Origin of the sequence: Microcoleus sp. B3-D2 (assembly GCF_036705345.1) — a bacterium.
GTDB lineage: Bacteria > Cyanobacteriota > Cyanobacteriia > Cyanobacteriales > Microcoleaceae > Microcoleus.
This window is the reverse complement of record NZ_JAUBUG010000009.1, coordinates 1-21,025: the sequence shown is the minus strand read 5'-3', so window position 1 is coordinate 21,025 and position 21,025 is coordinate 1. Positions and strand designations below refer to the sequence as shown.

16 protein-coding genes and 1 pseudogene are annotated in these 21,025 nt (G+C 45.5%); 5 read left to right on the top strand and 12 right to left on the bottom strand.

Going from position 1 to position 21,025, the window contains the following annotated elements; all coding sequences use genetic code 11:
- The coding region (locus tag QUB14_RS05290; RefSeq protein WP_333297106.1) for a DUF6745 domain-containing protein at positions 1-1,326 on the top strand (1,326 nt) is incomplete at its 5' end.
- A gap of 460 nt (positions 1,327-1,786) precedes the next feature.
- Here the strand turns inward: QUB14_RS05290 and QUB14_RS05285 are convergent.
- The 7 genes from QUB14_RS05285 to QUB14_RS05255 form a co-directional block, all read right to left on the bottom strand.
- Complete coding sequence (locus tag QUB14_RS05285) at positions 1,787-2,632, bottom strand: nitrate ABC transporter ATP-binding protein (RefSeq protein WP_333215626.1); 846 nt, start codon at positions 2,630-2,632, stop codon at positions 1,787-1,789.
- A 184-nt stretch (positions 2,633-2,816) separates the two neighbouring features.
- Positions 2,817-4,817, bottom strand: coding sequence for a nitrate ABC transporter ATP-binding protein (locus QUB14_RS05280; protein ID WP_333215624.1), 2,001 nt, complete (start codon positions 4,815-4,817; stop codon positions 2,817-2,819).
- Between the two features lie 316 nt (positions 4,818-5,133).
- On the bottom strand, positions 5,134-5,976 hold the full coding sequence (ntrB, locus tag QUB14_RS05275; RefSeq protein ID WP_333215622.1) for a nitrate ABC transporter permease: 843 nt from the start codon (positions 5,974-5,976) through the stop codon (positions 5,134-5,136).
- Positions 5,977-6,055: 79 nt separating this feature from the next.
- Entirely contained in the window at positions 6,056-7,441 is a 1,386-nt protein-coding gene (locus QUB14_RS05270; RefSeq protein WP_333215620.1) for a CmpA/NrtA family ABC transporter substrate-binding protein, read from the bottom strand.
- A gap of 762 nt (positions 7,442-8,203) precedes the next feature.
- Complete coding sequence (locus QUB14_RS05265) at positions 8,204-10,969, bottom strand: HAD-IC family P-type ATPase (protein ID WP_333215618.1); 2,766 nt, start codon at positions 10,967-10,969, stop codon at positions 8,204-8,206.
- A 444-nt stretch (positions 10,970-11,413) separates the two neighbouring features.
- Positions 11,414-11,641, bottom strand: coding sequence for a hypothetical protein (locus tag QUB14_RS05260; protein ID WP_333215616.1), 228 nt, complete (start codon positions 11,639-11,641; stop codon positions 11,414-11,416).
- Positions 11,634-13,091 (bottom strand): CHASE3 domain-containing protein, encoded by a 1,458-nt coding sequence (locus tag QUB14_RS05255; protein WP_333215614.1) that lies wholly within the window; start codon positions 13,089-13,091, stop codon positions 11,634-11,636. Before QUB14_RS05255 ends, QUB14_RS05260 begins: the two co-directional genes overlap by 8 nt.
- Positions 13,092-13,538: 447 nt before the next feature.
- Between QUB14_RS05255 and QUB14_RS05250 the strand changes: the two genes are divergently transcribed.
- The gene (locus QUB14_RS05250) at positions 13,539-13,757 is read left to right on the top strand and encodes a hypothetical protein (protein ID WP_333215612.1); all 219 of its coding nucleotides are present in this window, start codon (positions 13,539-13,541) and stop codon (positions 13,755-13,757) included.
- Positions 13,758-13,956: 199 nt separating this feature from the next.
- Here the strand turns inward: QUB14_RS05250 and QUB14_RS05245 are convergent, their stop codons facing one another.
- A complete protein-coding gene (locus tag QUB14_RS05245) occupies positions 13,957-15,408 on the bottom strand; it encodes a methyl-accepting chemotaxis protein (protein ID WP_333215610.1) in 1,452 nt (483 codons plus the stop codon).
- A gap of 314 nt (positions 15,409-15,722) precedes the next feature.
- On the opposite strand from QUB14_RS05245, the gene QUB14_RS05240 reads away from it, so the two are divergent.
- Positions 15,723-16,745 carry a cysteine peptidase family C39 domain-containing protein gene (locus tag QUB14_RS05240; protein WP_333215608.1) on the top strand — a complete coding sequence of 341 codons (1,023 nt, stop codon included), beginning with the start codon at positions 15,723-15,725 and terminating at the stop codon, positions 16,743-16,745.
- A 51-nt stretch (positions 16,746-16,796) separates the two neighbouring features.
- Complete coding sequence (locus tag QUB14_RS05235; protein ID WP_333215606.1) at positions 16,797-16,943, top strand: hypothetical protein; 147 nt, start codon at positions 16,797-16,799, stop codon at positions 16,941-16,943.
- Positions 16,944-17,128: 185 nt separating this feature from the next.
- Here the strand turns inward: QUB14_RS05235 and QUB14_RS05230 are convergent, their stop codons facing one another.
- Positions 17,129-17,617 carry a hypothetical protein gene (locus QUB14_RS05230; protein ID WP_333215604.1) on the bottom strand — a complete coding sequence of 163 codons (489 nt, stop codon included), beginning with the start codon at positions 17,615-17,617 and terminating at the stop codon, positions 17,129-17,131.
- A 169-nt stretch (positions 17,618-17,786) separates the two neighbouring features.
- Positions 17,787-18,146: pseudogene (locus tag QUB14_RS05225) on the bottom strand (isochorismatase); the annotation flags it as partial.
- A 32-nt stretch (positions 18,147-18,178) separates the two neighbouring features.
- On the opposite strand from QUB14_RS05225, the gene QUB14_RS05220 reads away from it, so the two are divergent.
- Entirely contained in the window at positions 18,179-18,337 is a 159-nt protein-coding gene (locus QUB14_RS05220) for a hypothetical protein (protein ID WP_333215602.1), read from the top strand.
- A gap of 39 nt (positions 18,338-18,376) precedes the next feature.
- On the opposite strand, the gene QUB14_RS05215 is transcribed toward QUB14_RS05220, so the two are convergent.
- Entirely contained in the window at positions 18,377-19,348 is a 972-nt protein-coding gene (locus tag QUB14_RS05215) for a transposase (RefSeq protein ID WP_333215600.1), read from the bottom strand.
- Between the two features lie 518 nt (positions 19,349-19,866).
- Complete coding sequence (locus tag QUB14_RS05210) at positions 19,867-20,742, bottom strand: GIY-YIG nuclease family protein (protein ID WP_333215598.1); 876 nt, start codon at positions 20,740-20,742, stop codon at positions 19,867-19,869.
- Between the last annotated feature and the right edge of the window lie 283 nt (positions 20,743-21,025).

The following is a 21,025-nucleotide window of genomic DNA, read 5'->3' as shown; positions in this document are numbered from 1 at the left end:
CTGTCGGCACTCACCAACCTGACATCCCTGTATCTCAACAACAATCAAATTACCGACATCACTGGGCTGTCGGCACTTACCAACCTGACAGACCTGAATCTCTACTGCAATCAAATTACCGACATCACCTCATTGTCGGCACTCATCAGCCTGACCAGTCTGCGTCTCTTCAGCAATGAAATTACTGACATCGCCCCGCTGTCGGCACTCATCAACCTGAAAAGCTTGTCTCTCCACTGCAATCCCATTATCGGCTTAAATTTGTCGATCGAATTTACACAAAAGTACCTGACGCTCTTCACGGCACCAATTGATTATGAAAAAGCTACACAAACAGTGAAAAAAATATATGCAGCTATCGATAGAGAAGCACCTAAAGTTCTTGTTGCCAGCAGTCTGCCAGCTACTCTAACACTACTAAAACAACTACAAAATGACTGTATAGCACAACATCAAATATCGCCAATAGCGACTGGTAATTCAGGATGGGGCAAGTCGTTGTTAAATGAGTTATATCAATCGGTAGATGTAGGAACTTTGAGTCCGGTGTTGTGGGAGGCTCTATTCGATCAAATAATACTAGATCCGGATGCCGAGCCCATACTCCAGACAGAATTTAATCAATTAGTAGAAAATTACCGAGAATCGCAGGCAGTTGATTTCCTCTCAGATTATAACTATCTACAGCCACTAACCTCTAAGGATCTGCTGAAGCAAATCCATTTGACTGAATTTTTTATCTCGAAATGTGGTTTTACTCTCGACTTGAAAGCCCAAGAACTATTTCACTGCAAGCAACAGTTGTTCGAGGAATGCGGGTGGATCTTGCCGTTTGAGAAAATTTGCATAATTTGCGATCGCCCCCTGCACCTTCGCTTTGACGCTGAAAATCGACTACACGCTGAAGGAGAACCGGCGATCGCATTTGCCGACGGCTACAGTTTATACTTTCACCACGGCGTTAAATTACCCGAAAAATACGGAAGAGTACACCCCGATCGGTGGCAACCAGAATGGCTTTTATCTGAAGAAAATGCCGAACTTCGTCGATTGTTAATTCAGAGAATTGGTTACGATCGCATTTGTCAAGAATTAGCGGTGACAGAATTAGATAGTTGGCAGGAATACACTTTATTAAGCATCGAGTTTGACGATGATTTTGATAACGAGGGCAATGCAAAGCCAGTTTATTTGTTAAAAATGACTTGTCCGAGCACGGGACACATTCACGCTTTGCGAGTGCCGCCTGATGTGACATCTGCTAAAGAAGCAATTCGTTGGGTAAATTGGGATATCGATCCAGAGGAATTTAGCGTGCAAACTTAAAGATTTTCGATCGCCTAATCCATCCAACACAAATCAATGCCCCGCAGTGTGCCAGTTCACAGGGTGGAATGCACAAACCACCGATCGCCCAAAAACGGTTAATAACATGAAGAAGAAGCCCACCCTCGATCGAAGGTGGGCTCAGTTCATGCCAGCTTACCGACAGCTAGGCAATCGGGTCTCTTGGCTGGTAGACGTAAAATATCGGAAAAAGATCCGAACGTCCGAAAAAACTTATCGCCCATCATTCAGCTTCAGTTTACCCAACCGGATCGGGAAAATTGCGCCCCTAGCGATGTTCCCCTGAAACCGGGGAACACTGAGGCTTCAACTTTTCAATAGACTTCTGCAAAAAAGTTCGTCTTGAGCCGGCAGGATGCCCAATCCCTACTCCGCACAAGAATTAAAGTTTTTCCAGAAGTCTTATAATTCTCCTCTTTAACTTTGATTTCTCAACCGATTAGGCATCGTGATCGTGTGCAAAACGACGGAACAGGAAATCTAGGGCGTAGTTCCGCAAATTGTAGTATTCCGGATCTTCCATCATTTGAACCCGATCGCGCGGACGCGGAAAAGGAATCTCCAAAACTTCGCCAATTGTCGCCGATGGGCCATTAGTCATCATCACCAGTCGATCGGCCAAAAACAGCGCTTCATCAATGTCGTGAGTAATCATCAACACCGTACAGCGGTGATCGTTCCAGATTTTCAGCAATTCTTCCTGCAATTCCTCCTTAGTAATTGCGTCCAGAGCACCAAAAGGTTCGTCTAAAATCAGCACTTTCGGGCGAATTGCCAAAGCGCGGGCGATCGAAACCCGCTGCTTCATCCCCCCCGAAATTTGCGGCGGTCTTTTCTGGGCCGCTTCTGTCAATCCCACCATCGCCAAATGCTCATTGACGATCGCATTTTTTTCCACCTTCGACTTATTCGGAAATACAGCATTAACCGCCAGATAAACATTTTCAAACACCGTCCGCCAAGGCAGCAAAGCGTAACCCTGAAACACCACCATGCGATCGGGGCCCGGCTTCGTAATCCGCTGCCCGTTAATCGACACGGTGCCCTGGCTCGGATGGCTAAAACCCGACACCATATTTAACAGTGTTGATTTGCCGCAGCCCGAGTGTCCGATCAGAGTAATAAACTCTCCCTCAGCTACAGTCAGATTGACGTTTTCTAAAGCCCTGTAACCGTTTGGATATTCTTTGTAAACATTGTCCATCACCAAAAAAGGTTGGCGGCGGCCTTTTCCTGGCTGGATTTGAGTTTTGGTGTTGGTTGGGTTTTTAGTGGTGTTGAGCATGGGTTTAGGAAATTGTGAGTGGGTGATTCGCAAAGAAAGAAGGAAGTTCGGCAACGAGCAATGTACGGGATTTAACGGATGTAACGGAAGTCATGAAGAGGGAATTGATCGCTAGCAATTAACAGCTAAAAATCAACAGCTAACAATTAACAATTACCCTATTTTTCTCCAACTAAAAACCGCTCTAAGCAGCTCGGCGGCCGGAATCGAGTACAACTTCCGCCATCGTGAAATCGCGTTTAATCGCCAGATTGTTGAGATAGCCGATCGGATCGTCAGCATTAAACACCGAACCGTCAAACAAGCTGAGAGAACCGCGAGTGTAATTAATATCAGCCATCCCCAGCTCTCGCGCCGCCGTGCTGAACGCACCGACTCGCACCACCCGTTCCAGAATTTCTACCCAGTTGCGCGGGAACACAGTATCGCCCCAGCGCGCCATCTGCACCATGTGCCAGAGTTGTTCGGTGCGGCTTGGGCGGTTCACCCCCTCTCCAGAAAACAAGTGGTGGGCGTATTCCCGCATCGGAGTATCGAGGTTGCAAGCAACAGATTTCGGGTCGCCTAGTTGGATGTAACTCTTGTCGGTGGCGACGTACTCCCTTCCCGCGACAATTTCCGAAACCTCGGCGGCGTGATTTGGATCGGCGCAATAGTTGCAAGCTTCCAGCAAAGCTTTGACTAGAGCAATGTGAGTGTTGGGATAAGCATTTGCCCAGTCTTCCCGCACCCCCAAAATTTTTCCCGGGTGCCCCGGCCACAGTTCCAAATCTGTCGCCACCGTAAAGCCGACTCCTTCCATCGAGGCCCGCAAGTTCCAAGGTTCGCCGACGCAGAAACCGTCAATCGTGCCGCCCTGCAAGTCAACGATCATCTGAGCCGGTGGGATATTTTTCAGCAACACATCGCGATCCGGGTCAATGCCGCCGGAAGCCAGCCAGTAACGCAGCAACAGGTTGTGCATCGAAGAAGGGTGCACGATCGCCATACGGTGCGTTTGCGCGGGCGTTCTCTGGAGCATTTCTTTAAAGTCTGCCAGAGTGTAGATCCCTTGGTCGTAAAAGCGCCTCGCGAGGGTAATTCCGTTGCCATTGCGGCTCATGGTGAGGGCTGTAACCGTCGGAATCGGCTTCTCTTGGTGGCCCCCCAAGCTCAACCACACCGCCATCCCAGATGGCATTTGAGCTGCGTCTAAGTAACCTGCGGCAATGCCGTCTACAATGCCGCGCCAGCTTGTTTCCCGCACGAGGTGGACTTCATCGAGGCCGTGCTTGGCAAAAAAGCCTTTTTCTTTGGCGACAGCGAGGGGAGCGCAGGCTGCGAGGGGGACGAAGCCGAGTTCGAGGTTGACTTTTTCTAGGCCGTGACGGGCGATCGCGGGTACTTTCCGCGCCCGCAGTTTTTTGACGCGCTTCTGCTGGTTGAGGAAGTAAATCATTTCGCTACGAAGAGCGTAGTAGCTGGGGTGTGAGACGACTTCCATCCGCTGGCGGGGGCGGGGGATGTCTACTTCGAGAATCCCGCCAATCTTCGATTCTGGGCCGTTGGTGAGCATGACAATGCGATCGCTCAGCAACACGGCCTCATCTACATCGTGCGTTACCATCAGGGCGCTAATTTCGTACTCTTGGCAAATTTCCATCAACTTTTCTTGCAAGTTGCCGCGAGTCAAAGCATCCAAAGCGCCGAAGGGTTCGTCTAAGAGTAACAGTTTGGGGCGCAGGGCCAGAGCACGGGCGATCGCCACGCGCTGTTTTTGTCCGCCTGATAGCAGTGCGGGTTGCTTCTCGGCGTGGGGCGCCAAGCCCACCATATCGATGTGTTTTTGAATGATTTCGAGGCGTTCAGCTTTGGGTAAGCCGCTCATTACCGAGTCTACGGCTAGGGTAATGTTTTCTCTGACCGTCCGCCACGGTAGCAGCGAATAGTTTTGGAATACTACCATGCGATCGGGGCCTGGCTGGGTGATTCTTTGCCCTTCAATTGTCACCAATCCGGATGTCGGCAAATCCAAACCTGCCACCATATTGAGCAGCGTAGATTTGCCGCAGCCCGAGTGTCCAATTAATGAGATAAATTCGCCTTTTTTAATTTCAAGATCGATGCCTTTGAGAGCAATGTATGTGCCACCGTCTGATAAATTAAAAACTTTTTCGACTTGTTCTACTGCAATCAAAACAGACATGATTTTCTTGCCTTTTTTGTAGGTTTGTTATTTAACTGTTGACTGTTGACTGTTAACTGTTGGCTGTTCGCTGTTGACTGTTAGCTGTTGACTGTTGGCTGTTGGCTATTCGCTGTTGATATATAACAGCTAATAGTTAATACATGACTGGATACAGCAACCTGTTTCTTAAACCAACCAAAAAACTTTTTTTAATCCATTAACAAGAGTTTAAAAAAAAGGTTTCTCAGCCTGGGAGTTCGTAATTGCTGTAACCGTGAACCGTCAACAGTCAACCGTCAACAGTCAACCGTCAACAGTCAACATATCTAATTAGCTACTTTCCTTGAGGGGGAGCAATCTTTTGCTGCAACCAAGCCATCATACGATCGAGCAACAAACCAACAGCCCCAATGTAGAACACCGCTAACAGAATTTCGCTGATGTAGTTTTGCTGGTAAGCATTCCAAATAAAGAAGCCGATACCCGTAATCCCAGACATCACAATTTCCGCAGCAATAATCGCCAGCCAAGCTAAACCGATCGCAATTCTCAATCCAGTGAAGATATAAGGAAGCGCCGACGGAAACAAAATATTCATGTAATATTCCTGACGAGAAAGCTGCAGCACTTTCGCCACGTTGTTGTAGTCGTCGGGAATTTGGCGAACACCTTCAGCCGTGTTGATTAAAATCGGCCAAACTGAAGTGATAAAAATCACGAACAAAGCAGCAGGTTCGTTTTGTTGCAGTGCAGCCAGGGCGATCGGCACCCAAGCCAAAGGCGCCACCATCCGCAAAAACTGAAAAAGCGGATCTAAAGCGCGGTTTAGAAAAGGATTTGTACCTACCAAAACACCCGTACCAATTCCCACAATTGCCGCGAGAGTGTAGCCTTTTGCCACCCGTTCCAAACTCGCCAAAGTCTGCCAAAATAAGCCAATTCCGTAGGTTTTGGAGTTCATGAAAGGATACAGCAACAAAATCCGCGTCCGTTCGTCAGTCCAAATGCTGATCGGCCCCGGCAGTTTGATCAGTCCCGTACTTGACAAGAATTGCCAAACCAACAGAAACCCCAAAACTCCTAAAATTGGCGGCAAGATATTTGGGGAATTCTTCTTCCAAAACTCGCCCAAAGCTCCTTGTGCATTGCCGCCTCTCCGACTTGTACTTACAGCCATGCTGCTAATCTCCTATGTCTGGTGCTGTGTATTTTCGAGACTAAATTTCGAGACTAAATTATGGGAAGCTAAGACCCCATCACACTTTTTTAATTGCCAAACTCTTGAGATAAGCTTCTGGCTTTTCCGGGTTAAATTCTGTGCCGTCAAAGAATTTTTCAACGCCGCGAGACGTACTTTTCGGAATGTCAGCATCAGCAACTCCGGCTAATTTTGCTGCGGCTTTCCACAAATCTTCGCGGTTGACTTTATCGATAATTGTCTTAGAATCTGCCAAGGTTGTTGTTGGCAAGAAACCCCAGCGCACGCTTTCGGTTAAGAACCACAAATCGTGACTCTTGTAGGGATAAGAAACGTTGCCGAGGTCGTCTTTCCAGTACAGCGGGCTCATCTTGAAATCGTCGATCTCTGGTTGGCCGTCACCCATGAGGTACTTGCCCTGGTAGGGAGGTGTCAAAACTGCCGGAGCTACGTCAAAGTAGTTTCTGCCAGAAGTAATGGCTACTAATTCTGGGCGATTTTCTGGTTTGTCGCACCACTGCTGCGCTTCGATCAGTCCTGCTAGCAGGGCTTCTGTGGCCTTGGGGTGTTTGTCTACCCAGTCGCCACGAATAGCGAGATATTCCTCTGGGTGATCTTTCCAGATTTGGCCAGTCAGGGCGGACATGAAGCCGATGTCCTCTGTGACGATCCGCAGGGGCCAGGGGTCGCCGGTACTGAAACCGTCCATGCTGCCGGTTTTCATGTTGGCTACGGTTTGCGCTGACGGTACTGTTAGCAACTCGGCTTCTGTGTCGGGATCGATGCCGTTAGCTGCTAGCCAGTAGCGAATCCAAAAGTCTTGGTTGGCTTTGGGGAAGGTGTAGGCTGCTTTGAAGGGCGTGCCTGCTTTTTTGAGGCCTTTCATGTAGTCTTGGGCAGCTTGGTCTAGTTTGAGCCCGATGCCTTTGCCTTGGTGTTTGCTCGCGATCGCAATTCCATTTCCCTGAGTGTTCAACTGGGCTAGAACATACATGGGGATTTGGACGCTGTTTTTGGTAATCAACCCTTTACTAATTTGATAAGGCATGGGCATTTGCCACTGGCCACCGTCAATGCCGCCGCCTGCCGATCCAATTTCTAGGTTATCTCTGGCAGAACCCCAGTTGGCTTGCTTAGCAACTGTTACCTCAGTCATGCCGTATTTGGCAAAAAAGCCTTTTTCTTGGGCAATGATTAAAGGTGCTGCTTCGACGATCGGGATATATCCCAATGTGATTTTAGTGCTTTCAATTCCTTCTACTCTTTTCTCGTTGGCCACAGCCATTACTGAGGTAGCTGCAGGTATTGCGCCGTCAGCACCGGCAGTTGCACCGGGTTCTGGGGGATTTCCCAAACAGCCTTTGAGCAGTATTGAACCCAGGGCAGATGCACCTGCTGTGACGATAAATTTGCGCCTGGAAAATTGATCGGAAAATTGTGTCATAGCCTAGCCTCGCTGCAATTCATAATCTTCTGTAACGACATCACTGAAGTTTATCAATGCGCTTTTTTTCTGTTCGCTAATGGAATTTAGCGAACTGTTTTGAGCGCAGGTTGGCAGGAGGGAGCAAAAGATTTATCGCTAGCATAAGTCTTTAAACTATCCCTGCTGATTTTACACTTTTGATTAACTCAATATTTCGATCGGCCGACTTGTGCGATCTCCCAAAAAGCGAGCAGCACATTTTCTTGGCTTGATAATTAACTCTACCGTACTATTGCAGAAATTCTAAAACAATTATTAAATTTGATTGATAAGTAAATCTTTTAGGATAACGATCTCGATAAGGAACAGTTGGGAAGGGCGAGCCGGTTTGCTTATCAAAACTGGTTCAAACCAAGACTTGCTGGCTAAAGGTTGTAGCGAATGGCGATCGGGGGTCATTCAAATCTATTGCCAATAAGCGGCAAATATCGCCACCACCGCACATTTACTTTGTTAATATATGTTTACTTTTTTTAGGTCGTTAATTGTAGTAATTTATACAGAAACAAATACTATTTTACGATTCTGCTGTTTTCAAACGGTTAACTGGTTTTCATTGGTGGACTAAAATTGGCGCTTAATCGTAAGTGATTTACCGGATATGATATGACGTGGGCTTTTAGGTTCGATTTCTGTAAAACAGAGAAACCCGGTTTCTTCAAGAAACCGGGTTTCTGAACACCCGAAATTACTAATCGGTGGCAGTACCTACAAGTTCGATTAGTTCGGTGGATCAAAGCGGTTGACGGAGAGAGCAACACCAATCATCGGTAGCGCGACTCCGAAACAAATCAGCCACTGATCCAGATTCATCGGAGCCGTCTCAAATATGCGATTGACAAACGGAGAGTTAGCAAAGATGATCTGCAAAATTATCGCCAGGACAATTCCCACACCGAGGGCGGGAGCGCCGCTAACTTCTTCCTTAGAACCGCTAAACTTAGCAATCAAAGAAGGCAACAACTGGCTGAGACTCAACAGGTAAAAAATTCTCCCCATTACCAAAGCTTGAATCGCCATCGTGCGGGCCAGTTCCAAAGTTCCCCACTCCGCTTGGCGCACCCATTCAAACATTCCGAAAATCAGAGTCCAGTTGTAAAGAGAAATAGCGATGATCCGCTTGATCCGATTTCCGGTGAGGAAAGGTTCGTTTACCGGTCGGGGCTGCTGTTTCATGACTCCCGCTGACTTGGGCTCGAAAGCCAGAGGCACTGTCATGGTGATCGAGTTGAGCATATTCAGCCAGAGAATTTGTAGCGACAAAATCGGCAATTCTCGACCTAGGAGCGTGCTGAGCAAAATTGTCATTGACTCCCCGCCGTTGACTGGGAGAATGAAGCTAATTGCTTTGAGCAGATTTTTGTAAACCGATCGCCCTTCTTCTACAGCAGATTCGATCGACGCAAAGTTATCATCGGTAAGAATCATGTCGGCGGCTTCCTTAGAAACCTCAGTACCGCTGCCCATCGCAATCCCGATATCCGCTTGTTTCAGCGCCGGCGCGTCGTTAACGCCGTCTCCCGTCATCGCCACGATTTCGCCTTTCTGCTGCAAAGCTTCTACGAGGCGGAGTTTTTGTTCTGGGGCAACGCGGGCAAAAACTGAGCCGGCTTCTACGGCTTCGCCGAGTTCCTGCTTGCTCATTTCGGCGAGTTGAGCGCCGGTGTAGGCTACAAGTTCTCTGTGGTGTTTAGTTTTGCGGAATCCCATGCGGCGGGCGATCGCCTTAGCTGTAGCGATGTGGTCGCCGGTAATCATTTTGACTTGGATGCCGGCGGTTTGACAAGCTTGGACGGCTGCGATCGCTTCTGCCCGCGGCGGGTCAATCATGCCTTGGAGTCCCAAGAAAATCAGCCCTGACTCCAAATCCGAGTGATCGACGGAATTTTGGCTTTCGGGTACTGGCTTTTTCGCTAAAGCCAAGACGCGCAAGCCTTGCTTTGCCATTTCATCCACTTGATGGTGAATTTGTGCGCGATCGACTTCTACCGGATTTCCTTGGGTATCGAGACTGGAACCGCAGCGGCCGAGAATTGATTCTACTGAACCTTTGACGTACAAAATTTTGCCAGTGGGAGTTCGGTGCAAAGTTGCCATGTATTGAAACTGAGATTCAAAGGGAATTGAATCCAGTCGCGGCATTGACTTTTCTAAAGTTTGCTGGCTCAATTCTGCTTTTTTACCAACAGCAATTAACGCTCCTTCTGTCGGATCTCCAACGACTATCCAATCATCATCTTTAAATTCCAAGTGAGAGTCATTGCAAATCATTCCGGCTTGCAAACATTCTTGCAAAGTTGGAGCTTGACTGACAGTAATTGGCAGTTGGTTGAGTTGAATTTCACCTTCGGGGCTGTATCCCGTACCCGTAACCGAGTAGGATGCGCCACCAGAATAGATTTCTTGCACCGTCATTTGGTTTTCCGTCAAAGTTCCGGTTTTGTCGGAACAGATGACTGTAGCGCCGCCGAGGGTTTCCACTGCGGGCAATTTGCGGACGATCGCGTGGCGATTTGCCATCCGGGAAACGCCTACGGCTAGGGTGACGGTAATGACGGCGGGTAAGCCTTCGGGAATTGCGCCGACAATCAGGGCGACTGCGGGTTCGACTGCTTCTTTAAAGGCTGAAACTCCCGCAGGAACTGGCCGTCCCAATCTGACGGCGAAGGTCAAGGTTGCCATTCCCAACACGAATAACAGCCAGTTTTGACTGAATTGGTTGAATTTGCGGGTTAAGGGCGTGGTGAGGTCGATGTGCCGATCTAATAGTTGGGAGATTTTGCCGGTTTCGGTTTTATTGGCGATCGCAATTACGATGCCGCTAGCTTGGCCAAAAGTGACAAAACTGCCGGCATAGGCCATGTTATCCCGTTCTGCTAGTGGCGTTTCTTTTGGCAGAACTAAGTCTCCAGACTGTCCTAATTCTTTTTCGACAGCAACAGATTCCCCGGTGAGTCCCGATTCGTCGATTTGCAAGTCGCGCACTTTCACTAAGCGCAAGTCTGCCGGTACTTTGTCGCCGGAAGTCAGGATTACTAAGTCACCGACTACGAGTTCTTTGGAGGGAATTCTTAATTTTTTGCCACCCCGAATGACTGTGGCTTCGGTGGTGACAGCTTGGGCTAGGGCTTCAATTTTTTTCTCGGCTCCAGCTTCTTGAATGAAACTAATAGTAGCGTTGGTGGTTGTTACCCCCCAAATTACGCTAGCGTTTAGCCATTCTCCGATCACTGCTTTGATTAAACCTGCACTCAGCAAGATGATCAGGAGGGGTTGGTTAAATTGCAGGATAAATTTTAACCAGGCTGGTTTCGCTGCTTTAACCGTTAGTTCGTTGGGCCCGAATTTCTGTTGGCGATGGTTGGCTTCTGTCGGTTCTAAACCGCTTTCCAGGTTGGTTCCTAAGATAGTTGCAACCTTGGATATTTCTAGGTAGTGCCAATATTGCTCTGCTACGTCTACATCGTTGGCGGCTCTTGATGGCATGATTCTTCCTGAATATTGGGGGTGTGTGAGGAGCTTCGATCGCTCTTTAATAGGCACGCTCAATACAACTCATCGCTCGTTGGAGCGTGAATATATTGAGCGGCTTAATTGTTTGTTGATTACTTTAACGGGCTGTGACTTACATCTATATTACAACGGATGTGGCCGTTTGTGGCAAGAGATTTGGGGAATTTTTTCCGGTGCTACATCTTGTTTGGGACTTGGTGGCTAAGGTGGGAAAAAGTCGATCGAGTCTCTTGACATTTGGCAAATTTTAGGTGCGGTTGAAGAAAGGGAGGACACGGAAGTCACGGATACACGGATTCATTATTGAGCACGAGTCAGGAGTTATCGATCGCATAAATGTTAAAACCTAGTTAAGCGACCATATTGTGAACTTATAGAAATAGTAGTGACGCTGGTACTGGGTTCGGTGGTGTTAGTCTAGGGAATGCGTTTCGGGTGGGTGTTAGTTCGATCGTCCGTTGCGGCTAAGGATTTGTTTAAGCGCAGAAATTCCCTCGCCCTGGCTTTCGCGATGCGATCGCGTGCGAACACTTTGACTTGGATGCCGACTGTTTGACAAGCTGGGAGGGCAAGGATCTCAATTCGTGACTCAATGCTATCAATTGCTCGTCTGCTATCCCAAAAAACTGAGCGCCATTTAGACAATTGAATTGAGATTTTGGGCTGCATCGTTCAATTGTTGAGTGCCTACTTTGGTTTGAGTAATACCACTAGCGGTTTCTTTTGCCGATAGGTTGAGGCTGTTCATCGCATCCACTACTTGTTGAATGGCCACTGCTTGTTGTTGAGCAGTTAGAGAAATTTGTTGATTGTTCAATACCACATTGTTAACAGCATTTGCTATTTCCGAGAAAGCTGCTGCCGTTTCTTGACTAATTTTGGTTCCTAATTCTACTGTTCTAGTACCTTCCTTTGTCACCGTTACCGTGGAATTTATCGCATTCTTGATATCATCGACAAGGCGGTTAATTTTCTCGGCTGATTTCTTACTTTGGTCTGCTAGTTTGCGGATTTCTGTGGCTATGACAGTAAAACCTTTGGCGTTTTCGCCCGCCCTGACTGCTTCTACTGAGGCATTGAGTGCCAGCATATTTGTTTGATTGGCTAAATCTGTGACATCAGTAGAGATATTGCCAATCTGATGGGTTTGTTCGCTCAATTGCAGAATTTGTGCCGCGATCGCCCCGACATTTTCTTTCAATATTATCATCGATTCCAGGGTTTGCTCCACTGCTAGGGTTCCCTTTTCAGTGCTCTTTAAAGCTTGCCGTGCAGATTCCGCACCAGCTTGGGCTTGTTGGGCTGATTGTTGGGAAGCCGCGCCCAACTCATCCATTGTGATTGTAGTTTGATTTACAGAGCTCGATTGCTGTGCGGCTGTGCGTTCCTGTTGCTCCACTGTGGCCGCAATTTCTGTGGAAGAACTGGCGATCGTATTTGCTACCTGATTGATTGGTCGGATAATTTTATCAAAAATAAATAATACAATAAATGAACCCAATACTACAGCAACAACCGTACCTCCTATAGAAACAATCGTGGCTAATTGCTCCGACTGTTTTGCTAATTTTGTTCGTTGAACCAGTAAAGCATCTTCTACCGTAAGCATTTCTGCCAGCTTATCCCTAATTTCATCCATTAATATCTTGCCTTTACCTGAAATCACCAATGCTCTTAGTTCTGGTTCTTTTCCAGCTCTTTTCAGAGATATAGTTGCCGCTAATTCATCTAGTTTTTGCTGAGCAAAATTTTCAACTTGCTCCAACCTTTTAACTTGCTCAGGGTTATCTTTTATTAACTCTTTTGTATCATTTACTGTTTTATAAAAGGCGAGTCTCCCCTTTTTGTAAGGTTCTAAAAATTCCTCCTTTCCAGTGAATATAAACCCGCGCTGTCCTGTTTCAGCATCCAATAAATCTTTTTCTAGGGCTTGCAAATTTGTCTTAACTACATAAGTGTGCGTTTGCAACTCAATAGCTGCGGCTAAATTATCCATACTCAATTTAGTTGCCAATCCGATGCTAATCATTAACAAAAAAATTGAGCCGAAGCCCAACGGAACTACTTTACTAAGCCGAATAATATTTTGTGACATTTAACTTGTTACTCCTTGATTAGTTGTTTACTTTGGCGTTGGAAGTTGCAGCCTCAATAATTTCCGGCTCTTGTTCACCAAAGTAGTTATTTAATTCCTAATACTCATTCAGAATTAATGCCCCTTTTTTGGTGGAGAAAACTTCCAGCGCTGCTTTTTGCTTTCCTTGCTTTACTAACTCAACCATTGACTCAGACCGATCAAGAAAAATCTGGCAAAACTTAATGTCGAGCAAGCTATGCAGGTCAAAGCCTTTAGGATTAAGGGTTATTTTACCTACTGCGATTTTGGATAAATCTTGTTTATTCGATTGTAGCGATAAGTTGAGGAACGAAACCCAAACATCGTCAAATTCTCTCCCCCACTTTTCCTCTCTCCCACTATTGATTGGGTTCAAGTCGATCGCATCAATGTTAAAACCTAGTTAAGCAACAAAATTTTAAGGTCATGGAAATAGTAGTGACGCTGCTGCTGGGTTCGGTGCTGTTAGTCTGGGGAATGCGGTTCGGGCCGGTGTTAGTTCGATCGTCCGTTACAGAAGAGGATTTGTTTAAGGGCAGAAATTCGATCGCCCGCCCTGGCTTTCGCGATGCACTCGCCTGCGATCATTTTGACTTGGATGCCGACTGTTTGACAAGCTGGGATGGCTGCCAGATATATTCATGACCGAAAGCATCCAGGATACAAGCCCCCGGATTCATTCCGAAAGCAGACTCAGGACCCAGAAATAAAAAACCTGTATCCGATCAACAGGCCCCCGAATTTATCCGTGGGGTCAATGCTTGAATCTAAAATCTAAAATCTAAAATCGATGGACTCAATGCTATCAATTGCTAGTCTGCTAGCCCAAAAGACTAAGCGCCCTTTAGACAATTGAATTGAGATTTTGGGCTGCATCGTTCAATTGTTGAGTGCCTACTTTGGTTTGAGTAATACCACTAGCAGTTTCTTTTGCCGCTAGGTTGAGGCTGTTCATCGCCTCCACTACTTGTTGAATGGCCACTGCTTGTTGTTGAGCAGTTAGAGAAATTTGTTGATTGTTCAATACCACATTGTTAACAGCATTTGCTATTTCCGAGAAAGCTGCTGCCGTTTCTTGACTAATTTTGGTTCCTGATTCTACTGTTTTAGTACCTTCCTTTGTCACCGTTACGGTAGAATCGATCGCATTTTTGATATCATCGACAAGGCGGTTAATTTTCGCGGCTGATTTCTTACTTTGGTCTGCTAGTTTGCGGATTTCTGTGGCTATGACAGTAAAACCTTTGGCGTTTTCGCCCGCCCTGACTGCTTCTACTGAGGCATTCAGTGCCAGCATATTTGTTTGATTGGCTAAATCTGTGACATCAGTAGAGATATTGCCAATCTGATGGGTTTGTTCGCTCAATTGCAGAATTTGTGCCGCTATCGCCCCGACATTTTCTTTCAATATTATCATCGATTCCAGGGTTTGCTCCACTGCTAGGGTTCCCTTTTCAGTGCTCTTTAAAGCTTGCCGTGCAGATTCCGCACCAGCTTGGGCTTGTTGGGCTGATTGTTGGGAAGCAGCGCCCAACTCATCCATTGTGATTGTAGTTTGATTTACAGAGCTAGATTGCTGTTTGGCTGTGCGTTCCTGTTGTTCAACTGTGGCAGCAATCTCTGTGGAAGAACTGGCGATCGCATTCACTGCGTTACTAATTGTTTTAGCAATACCTGAAGAGATTAAAAAGGCAGCAAGTAAGGCGATTGTGATGCCTAAGACGGCACCGACCAAAACGGCAGCGACTAAAAATCTGATATTTTCTTCTGCGTTGGAAGTTGCAGCGTCCATAATTTCATGCTCTTTTTCATTAAAAGAGCGATTTACTTCGTTAAATTCATTGATGATTAATGTCCCTTTTTTTGTGGCAAAAACTTCTAGCGCTTCTTTTTGCTTTCCTTGCTTGACTAAATTAATCATTTGTCCACCAAAATCATCATATTGTTTTTGTAAGCCCATCATTTTTTGCAATCGCTCTTTTTGGCTAGGATTTTCAATCGTCTTGCCTAGAGATGCTGCTGTTTCTTCAAATGTTTGTAAACTTTTTTGATAAGCATTTAAATAATCTCCATCCTTGATCAGAATATAGCCCCTAGTATCTGCCACCATCTGGGCCATGTAAAAACTCATATAATCTGTCCCTTCTATGGCAATAAGCGAGATTTTTGTTTGTTTATATGACTCGGCTATCTTACTGGCGCTAGAGAAAACTGGCGCTACTAATCCTACAAATAAAGCAATGGGAACTGCATATCCGAGTAACATCTGGTTTCTCAGCTTTAAGTTGACAAACATAGCAATCTCTCCTTTGGGGTTAGGTAGCTGAATTATCTGATTGTCACCATTGATTCACACTCATAAATAAAAACCTGGCAAAACTTAATGTCTAGCAAGCGATGCAGGCAAAGCCTTTAGGATTAATGGTTGTTCTACCTGCTGCGATTTTGGTTGGATAAATCTTGTTTATTCGATTGTAGCCGGAAATTGAAGAACGAAACCCAAACATCGTCAAATTCTCTCCCCCACTCTTCCTCTCTCCCACTCTTGATTTGCCTCCAAGTCGATCGCAGAAATGTTACAACCTAGTTAAGCAACAAAATTTTGAGTTCATGGAAATAGTAGTGACGCTGGTGCTGGGTGCGGTGCTGTTTGTCTGGGGAATGCGGTTCGGGCGGGTGTTAGTTCGATCTGGAGTGACGGCTAATGATTTGTTTAAGGGCAGAAATTCGATCGCCCTAGCTTTTTTGGTTTTTTATATTGCCTTGCTGCTACTGGCTCTAAATATGCCTCAAATGCCTGCTTTGCCGATCGAGTGGCGCTTTCACGGGATGCAAGTTACTTGGACTTTGCTACGAGTGATGTTGATGGGAGTCTGCGGTATTGGCTTTAGTATAAGTTGGTTGACAGCGCGACCCCAAGTAATCGCAGTAATTTTAATTTGCTTGTTGGGATTGGGAGGATTTACAGGCGCTGAAAACTATTTTATGGCGCCAATTTACGATGATTTAATAGATAATTTGCAGCCAAACGGTGTATTTCGGCAAACATCTAACAGCAGTTGCGCCCCCGCGGCCCTAGCAACAGTGTTAAGGCGTTGGGGAATCGAGGCGACGGAATCGAGTGTAGCGCGTTTTGCCCGGACGAGTCGCTTGGGAACTTCCATGCCGCAGTTAATTATAGCAGCAAGAGCTTTGGGCGTAAATGCGATCGAACTAAGGCCTACTTGGGAGCAAATTCAGCAAATTAATCGCCCCGGAGTTCTAGCAGTTTGGCTGTTTGACGGTTCTCGGAAGCTACCCCACGCGGTCGCTTTGCTGGGAATGAATGACAGTGTAGCTGCCATTGGAGACCCGGCCCGGGGCAAGATTTTCTATTTAGATAGGCCAACTTTTGCCTACATTTGGCGAGAAGAATACGTGCCGATTTTCCGGTCTGCGGATATCTTGTTAAGCGATCGGCAAGCTATTGACTATTTGAGTAAATTAGGATATAATTCTGGTAATTTGCAAGCAGATATTGAGCGCTTTCAAAAAGACAAAAAATTAAAAATCAGCGGCCACTTAGACCCCATGACTGAGTTAATGTTGAGCGGCAGTTTTTTGGAAGGAGTCCCCCGATTGGATGGGAAATAGTTATTAAAAATCATCAAGCGCAGAGGCACTCTTGACCGACAGAAAATAGGAATGATGCGGTTTTTTTTCAAACAATCTTTGAGTCATTCGTTCATAGGGCTCGCAAATATTCGATCGCCCCAGCAGACGATCGACGATCGCACCTTCGTAGCATGGCTGCATGAAATTACCCATATAACCGTAGGCAGTTGCATCTAATTCCTCCTCTATTTTAGGCGTTGCAGAATTTGAGGAGGATTCATGTGGGGAGTAGGGTTAGGCGTCCCGCCTGCTGTGAAAATACACGCCTTCGGGGTGCGAGAATCCATGCCACAAAACCATCACAATCATCCCGCAATTACGGAACACCCTATTTTTAAGGTCGATCGCACCTTGGCCACCCCTCACCGTTTTTGACAATTGGGAACAGTTGAATCGCTCTTTTTAGGCTCAGACAGCTTGACTTCCCATCCAGGTAACTTCCACCAATTAACTCGCTGATTCGGTTGAATCCAGAAGTTTAGCTGCGTGATCTTGCCATCCTCAAATCTGAGTGTAGGAAAGGTAGGATAACTGGTATCATCGGTTTCGCGATAAGTGCGTCCCAGGTAATTTAGGCAGGCCCTTAATCCATCACTAATTCCCAATTCTTCCACTCCCGTTCCCTTCAATTTGGCATCATCGTAGCTGAAAGAACCGTTGAATGAATTCCCCGCTAACCCGCCTTTGGTAACAGTGATGGTGAAATCGTAGGTTACGGGAACTGCGTAGGCTTGGGTTGCAGTGACAACTGTGCTCAGAAGAGTCGTGGCGATCGCCACCGAGAGTTTTGAAATTGCTTGCACACTCGCCTCCCGAAAAAGAACAACACTATAAATTTCGCTTTCAGTCATCGGGAAACTCCTTGATTACACTTCTCTAGTAAGTGATTTACCGGATATGATATCATACGTAATCAGTTAAATGCGATCGCAGCCGACTTCCAAGCGAACAAAAATTACCGCCTCTGCTTGATCGTATATACTTTTTTTCACTGAAAACCCCAAGAGAAAACACTCGTCTTTAATCGCCCAGAATTAACTCGGTAGATTGAACAATATTCATTCCCGCCGCCGCAAATCTTTGAAAAGCTGCATCTGCTTGTTCCGTAAAATCAACAACACCCGGAACAACCACAGGCGAAGTGCAATCTTCCAGCAAATAAACCTTCTTTGCCAAATTCGGATCTCGCGCCCAAATTTCCGTTAACAAATCATCAGTTGTCCAAGCAACGCAGTGACTTTTGGCTTGTCCGGCAATAATTACTGCATCAAAATCGAGTAATTTATTAATAAAATTAGCATTTTTTTGAGCAAGAGAATTGCCATCCGACCCGTCTAAGACTTCCGGTCGCAAAACAGAATAGTTTTCTGTTAGCGGATATCTTATTAAGTGACCAACAAGCTATTGACTATTTGAGTAAATTAGGAGATAATAGCGGCCATTTAAAAGCAGATATAGAGCGCTTTCAAACAGATAAAAAATTGCAAGTCAGCGGTAAACTAGATAGGATGACTGAATTAATGTTGAGCGGCTCTTTTTTGGAGGGAGTGCCGAGATTGGATGGGAAATAAGTATTAAAAATCATGAAGTGTAGATACTGTCTTGATCTGTCAAGGGGTAGCGAGCAAATAAGTTGGATCGAAAGGCTTTTGGGACTTTAAAATACCAAAAGCCAAATGCACCAACTTCCTCATCAAAGCACCAATCACCTGCATTTTGACCTTTCCACGACCCAATAATCGCTCAGTCATGGCTTTGAGCAAAGGATTACAACGCATCGCCACCACCGCAGGCATATACAATGCCTTTCGCAATCGGACATTTCCCGTACAAGACAAACGAGTTTTGCCATGCACAGAAGTTCCTGAACTACGCTCACAGGGGGTCAAACCTGCATAAGCTGCGAGTTGACGAGCATTTTTGTAATCTTCAATCCGACCAACTTCAGCTAACAATACAGCGGCAGTTTGTTCTCCAACTCCCGGAATCGAAGTCAATAGCTCGCGCTGCTGTTTTAAATGTGGATGTTGCTCAAAATGATCGCTAATCATTTTTTTGATTTCTGCTTGTTGTTCTTTGATGTATTCCAAATGAGCTCTGGTAAGTTTAGCTACGGAAACTGTAGCTGTTTCTAAACGATTCTCTTCCTGTTGATACATTTGGGTCAAAGATTCTAGTCGTCGCAGTAAAGCTTGTAATTCCTTGACTTCAAACGGGGTTGGCTTCCAGAATGACGGTTTAATCGCTGCACAAAAACGAGCAATTAATGCTGCATCTACAGAGTCGGTTTTAGTACGCAAAAGTTCGCTTTTAGCAAACCCTTTAATCCGAGCCGGATTAACCACACTCACCTGGTAGCCTGCTTCATACAGAAATTCAGCTAGGGCATCTCCATAAATGCTCGTGGCTTCCATACAAGCATGAAGTTCTTCAACACCTTGTTTTTTGAGCCAGTGATTTAAGCTCTCAAACCCTTCGGTATTATTCGTGAACTTTTTGGGTTTTGAGCCACGTTCTTCTTTCAATAAAAAAACATGAAAGTCTTTTTTACTGATATCTATGCCTAAAAATGTCGGTGTCATTGTTTGCTCCAAGCTCCCTGTTTGTATGAAAGAACATGACAGGCAATTTAACTAACCTTATAAATGCAGGCTGTCCCGTGAAAACGAGCGCCTAAGATACTGTCCAGCTTTTTATATGCGCCTGTCATCAGTCATGGGAGCTTATCTACGCAACAGACTTGTGAGTGTCTAAGGGGCGGGCCAACTTCACCAATTTCTGATGTCCGATCACAACACTTTTTACTGTCATGTGTACCTTAAGGAAGAAACTTTAATGGTTTCTTTATCTTTACTCGTGTTACGATTCAATTACAACCGTGTCTGCGGTTCGATTACAACCGTGTCTGCGGTTCTATAGCCTGCGGTCTACGGTTTAAGCGCCTGACTCTTTTAAGATACAAGGGGCGGGTTTTACCAACCAGAACTGCCTAAAATTGCTCGTCTCAAAAGCCCGCCCCCACCCTACTAAAAATAAAAATCTACCTTATTTATAATAAGGTAGATTTTTTTGACCCTTCCAATGAATAATATTTATATTTTTACCAAATTAGCTCTTTATTAAGGCTAAACTCAGCAGGCAATGGTTGTAACTTTTCAGCAACACCTAAAAGATAATCTTTGGCGAAGTTATCGATGTTTGTGCTGTTTTTTGATAAACATGAACTTAACAATATAGGTTGAGAAAGCCCTTTAAGTGTCACACCTGCTATCTCATAATTTAATATATCTGGATAAATATCTTGAAAAACGGCATCGGCAAAATTACCATCGAATAGCTCCACAAATGCAAAAATAACTTGTCGGGCATCAAAAAAATAACAACTTCCTAGGAGTTGCTGTTCAGGGCTGATGTAAAAACGTTTTTTTGTACGAGCTGCAGAGCTTTTCCATAACAATTGTCCCATATTTTGCCTACACAAAACTAAAATATGTAACTGCTGCTCTTCATATACACCAGCAACCAAACCCCGAAATAAATCTGACGGCTCTCTGGGAATCGTTTGCCCATTAAGCGATTTGTATATTACTGAAGGAAAAAGAGGCTGGCTGGCGAGCTTAAGCAATCGCTGCAACTCAGAAAACCGGGCACTGGTTTTGGGCAAATATTTCTTGACTTTGCCATAGTTCAGTAAGGGATTAAATTGCTCGATATATTGACACTCTAACTCTTTCAATTCAGAAACGGAAGCTAGAATATATTTAATAACGATTTTATCCAATCCTTTTCTAGCAAGTTGCTTGTAGCGGTGATGGCTCGCTCCTGCCCAACGTTTCCGTAAGTTTTTGGCTTGACCAATATAAAATAATTGTTCGCGTTCACCGACCACAAAATAAATACCTGGATGGTCAGGAAGCTGGTGGCGAAGGCGTAGGGGTAACTGCCCAGACAAAGGCTCTACACTACTTGGATTCATAATTTCATTATCCTTGTTTGTTTTATTATTTAATAGCTAACCGGATTTAATATCACGAGTTAAGCAGCGATTGACTGAGCGATCTTTACGCTCGCAGATAGGACGGCGGTACCTGCGATAGACAACCCGCGCTCTGTACGGATAATAGCCGACGGAGCATTAGATACTAAGCTCATACTCATAGCCTGTTACTAACTTATGTTTATTGTATAGCGTTTCTCAGATAGATGAGGTACAATAACAGCAGTGAGTAAACCAATTCCTCATATCGGATAATGTAACT

What these genes read in the sequence shown, in the direction of transcription:
- QUB14_RS05215 (WP_333215600.1), bottom strand. Translation starts at nt 19,348, where the DNA reads ATGACACCGACATTTTTAGGCATAGATATCAGTAAAAAAGACTTTCAT.
- QUB14_RS05245 (WP_333215610.1), bottom strand. Translation starts at nt 15,408, where the DNA reads ATGTTTGTCAACTTAAAGCTGAGAAACCAGATGTTACTCGGATATGCA.
- QUB14_RS05280 (WP_333215624.1), bottom strand. Translation starts at nt 4,817, where the DNA reads ATGTCTGTTTTGATTGCAGTAGAACAAGTCGAAAAAGTTTTTAATTTA.
- QUB14_RS05230 (WP_333215604.1), bottom strand. Translation starts at nt 17,617, where the DNA reads ATGACTGAAAGCGAAATTTATAGTGTTGTTCTTTTTCGGGAGGCGAGT.
- QUB14_RS05235 (WP_333215606.1), top strand. Translation starts at nt 16,797, where the DNA reads ATGATGCGGTTTTTTTTCAAACAATCTTTGAGTCATTCGTTCATAGGG.
- QUB14_RS05210 (WP_333215598.1), bottom strand. Translation starts at nt 20,742, where the DNA reads ATGAATCCAAGTAGTGTAGAGCCTTTGTCTGGGCAGTTACCCCTACGC.
- ntrB (WP_333215622.1), bottom strand. Translation starts at nt 5,976, where the DNA reads ATGGCTGTAAGTACAAGTCGGAGAGGCGGCAATGCACAAGGAGCTTTG.
- QUB14_RS05285 (WP_333215626.1), bottom strand. Translation starts at nt 2,632, where the DNA reads ATGCTCAACACCACTAAAAACCCAACCAACACCAAAACTCAAATCCAG.
- QUB14_RS05265 (WP_333215618.1), bottom strand. Translation starts at nt 10,969, where the DNA reads ATGCCATCAAGAGCCGCCAACGATGTAGACGTAGCAGAGCAATATTGG.
- QUB14_RS05240 (WP_333215608.1), top strand. Translation starts at nt 15,723, where the DNA reads ATGGAAATAGTAGTGACGCTGGTGCTGGGTGCGGTGCTGTTTGTCTGG.
- QUB14_RS05270 (WP_333215620.1), bottom strand. Translation starts at nt 7,441, where the DNA reads ATGACACAATTTTCCGATCAATTTTCCAGGCGCAAATTTATCGTCACA.
- QUB14_RS05250 (WP_333215612.1), top strand. Translation starts at nt 13,539, where the DNA reads ATGGAAATAGTAGTGACGCTGCTGCTGGGTTCGGTGCTGTTAGTCTGG.
- QUB14_RS05255 (WP_333215614.1), bottom strand. Translation starts at nt 13,091, where the DNA reads ATGTCACAAAATATTATTCGGCTTAGTAAAGTAGTTCCGTTGGGCTTC.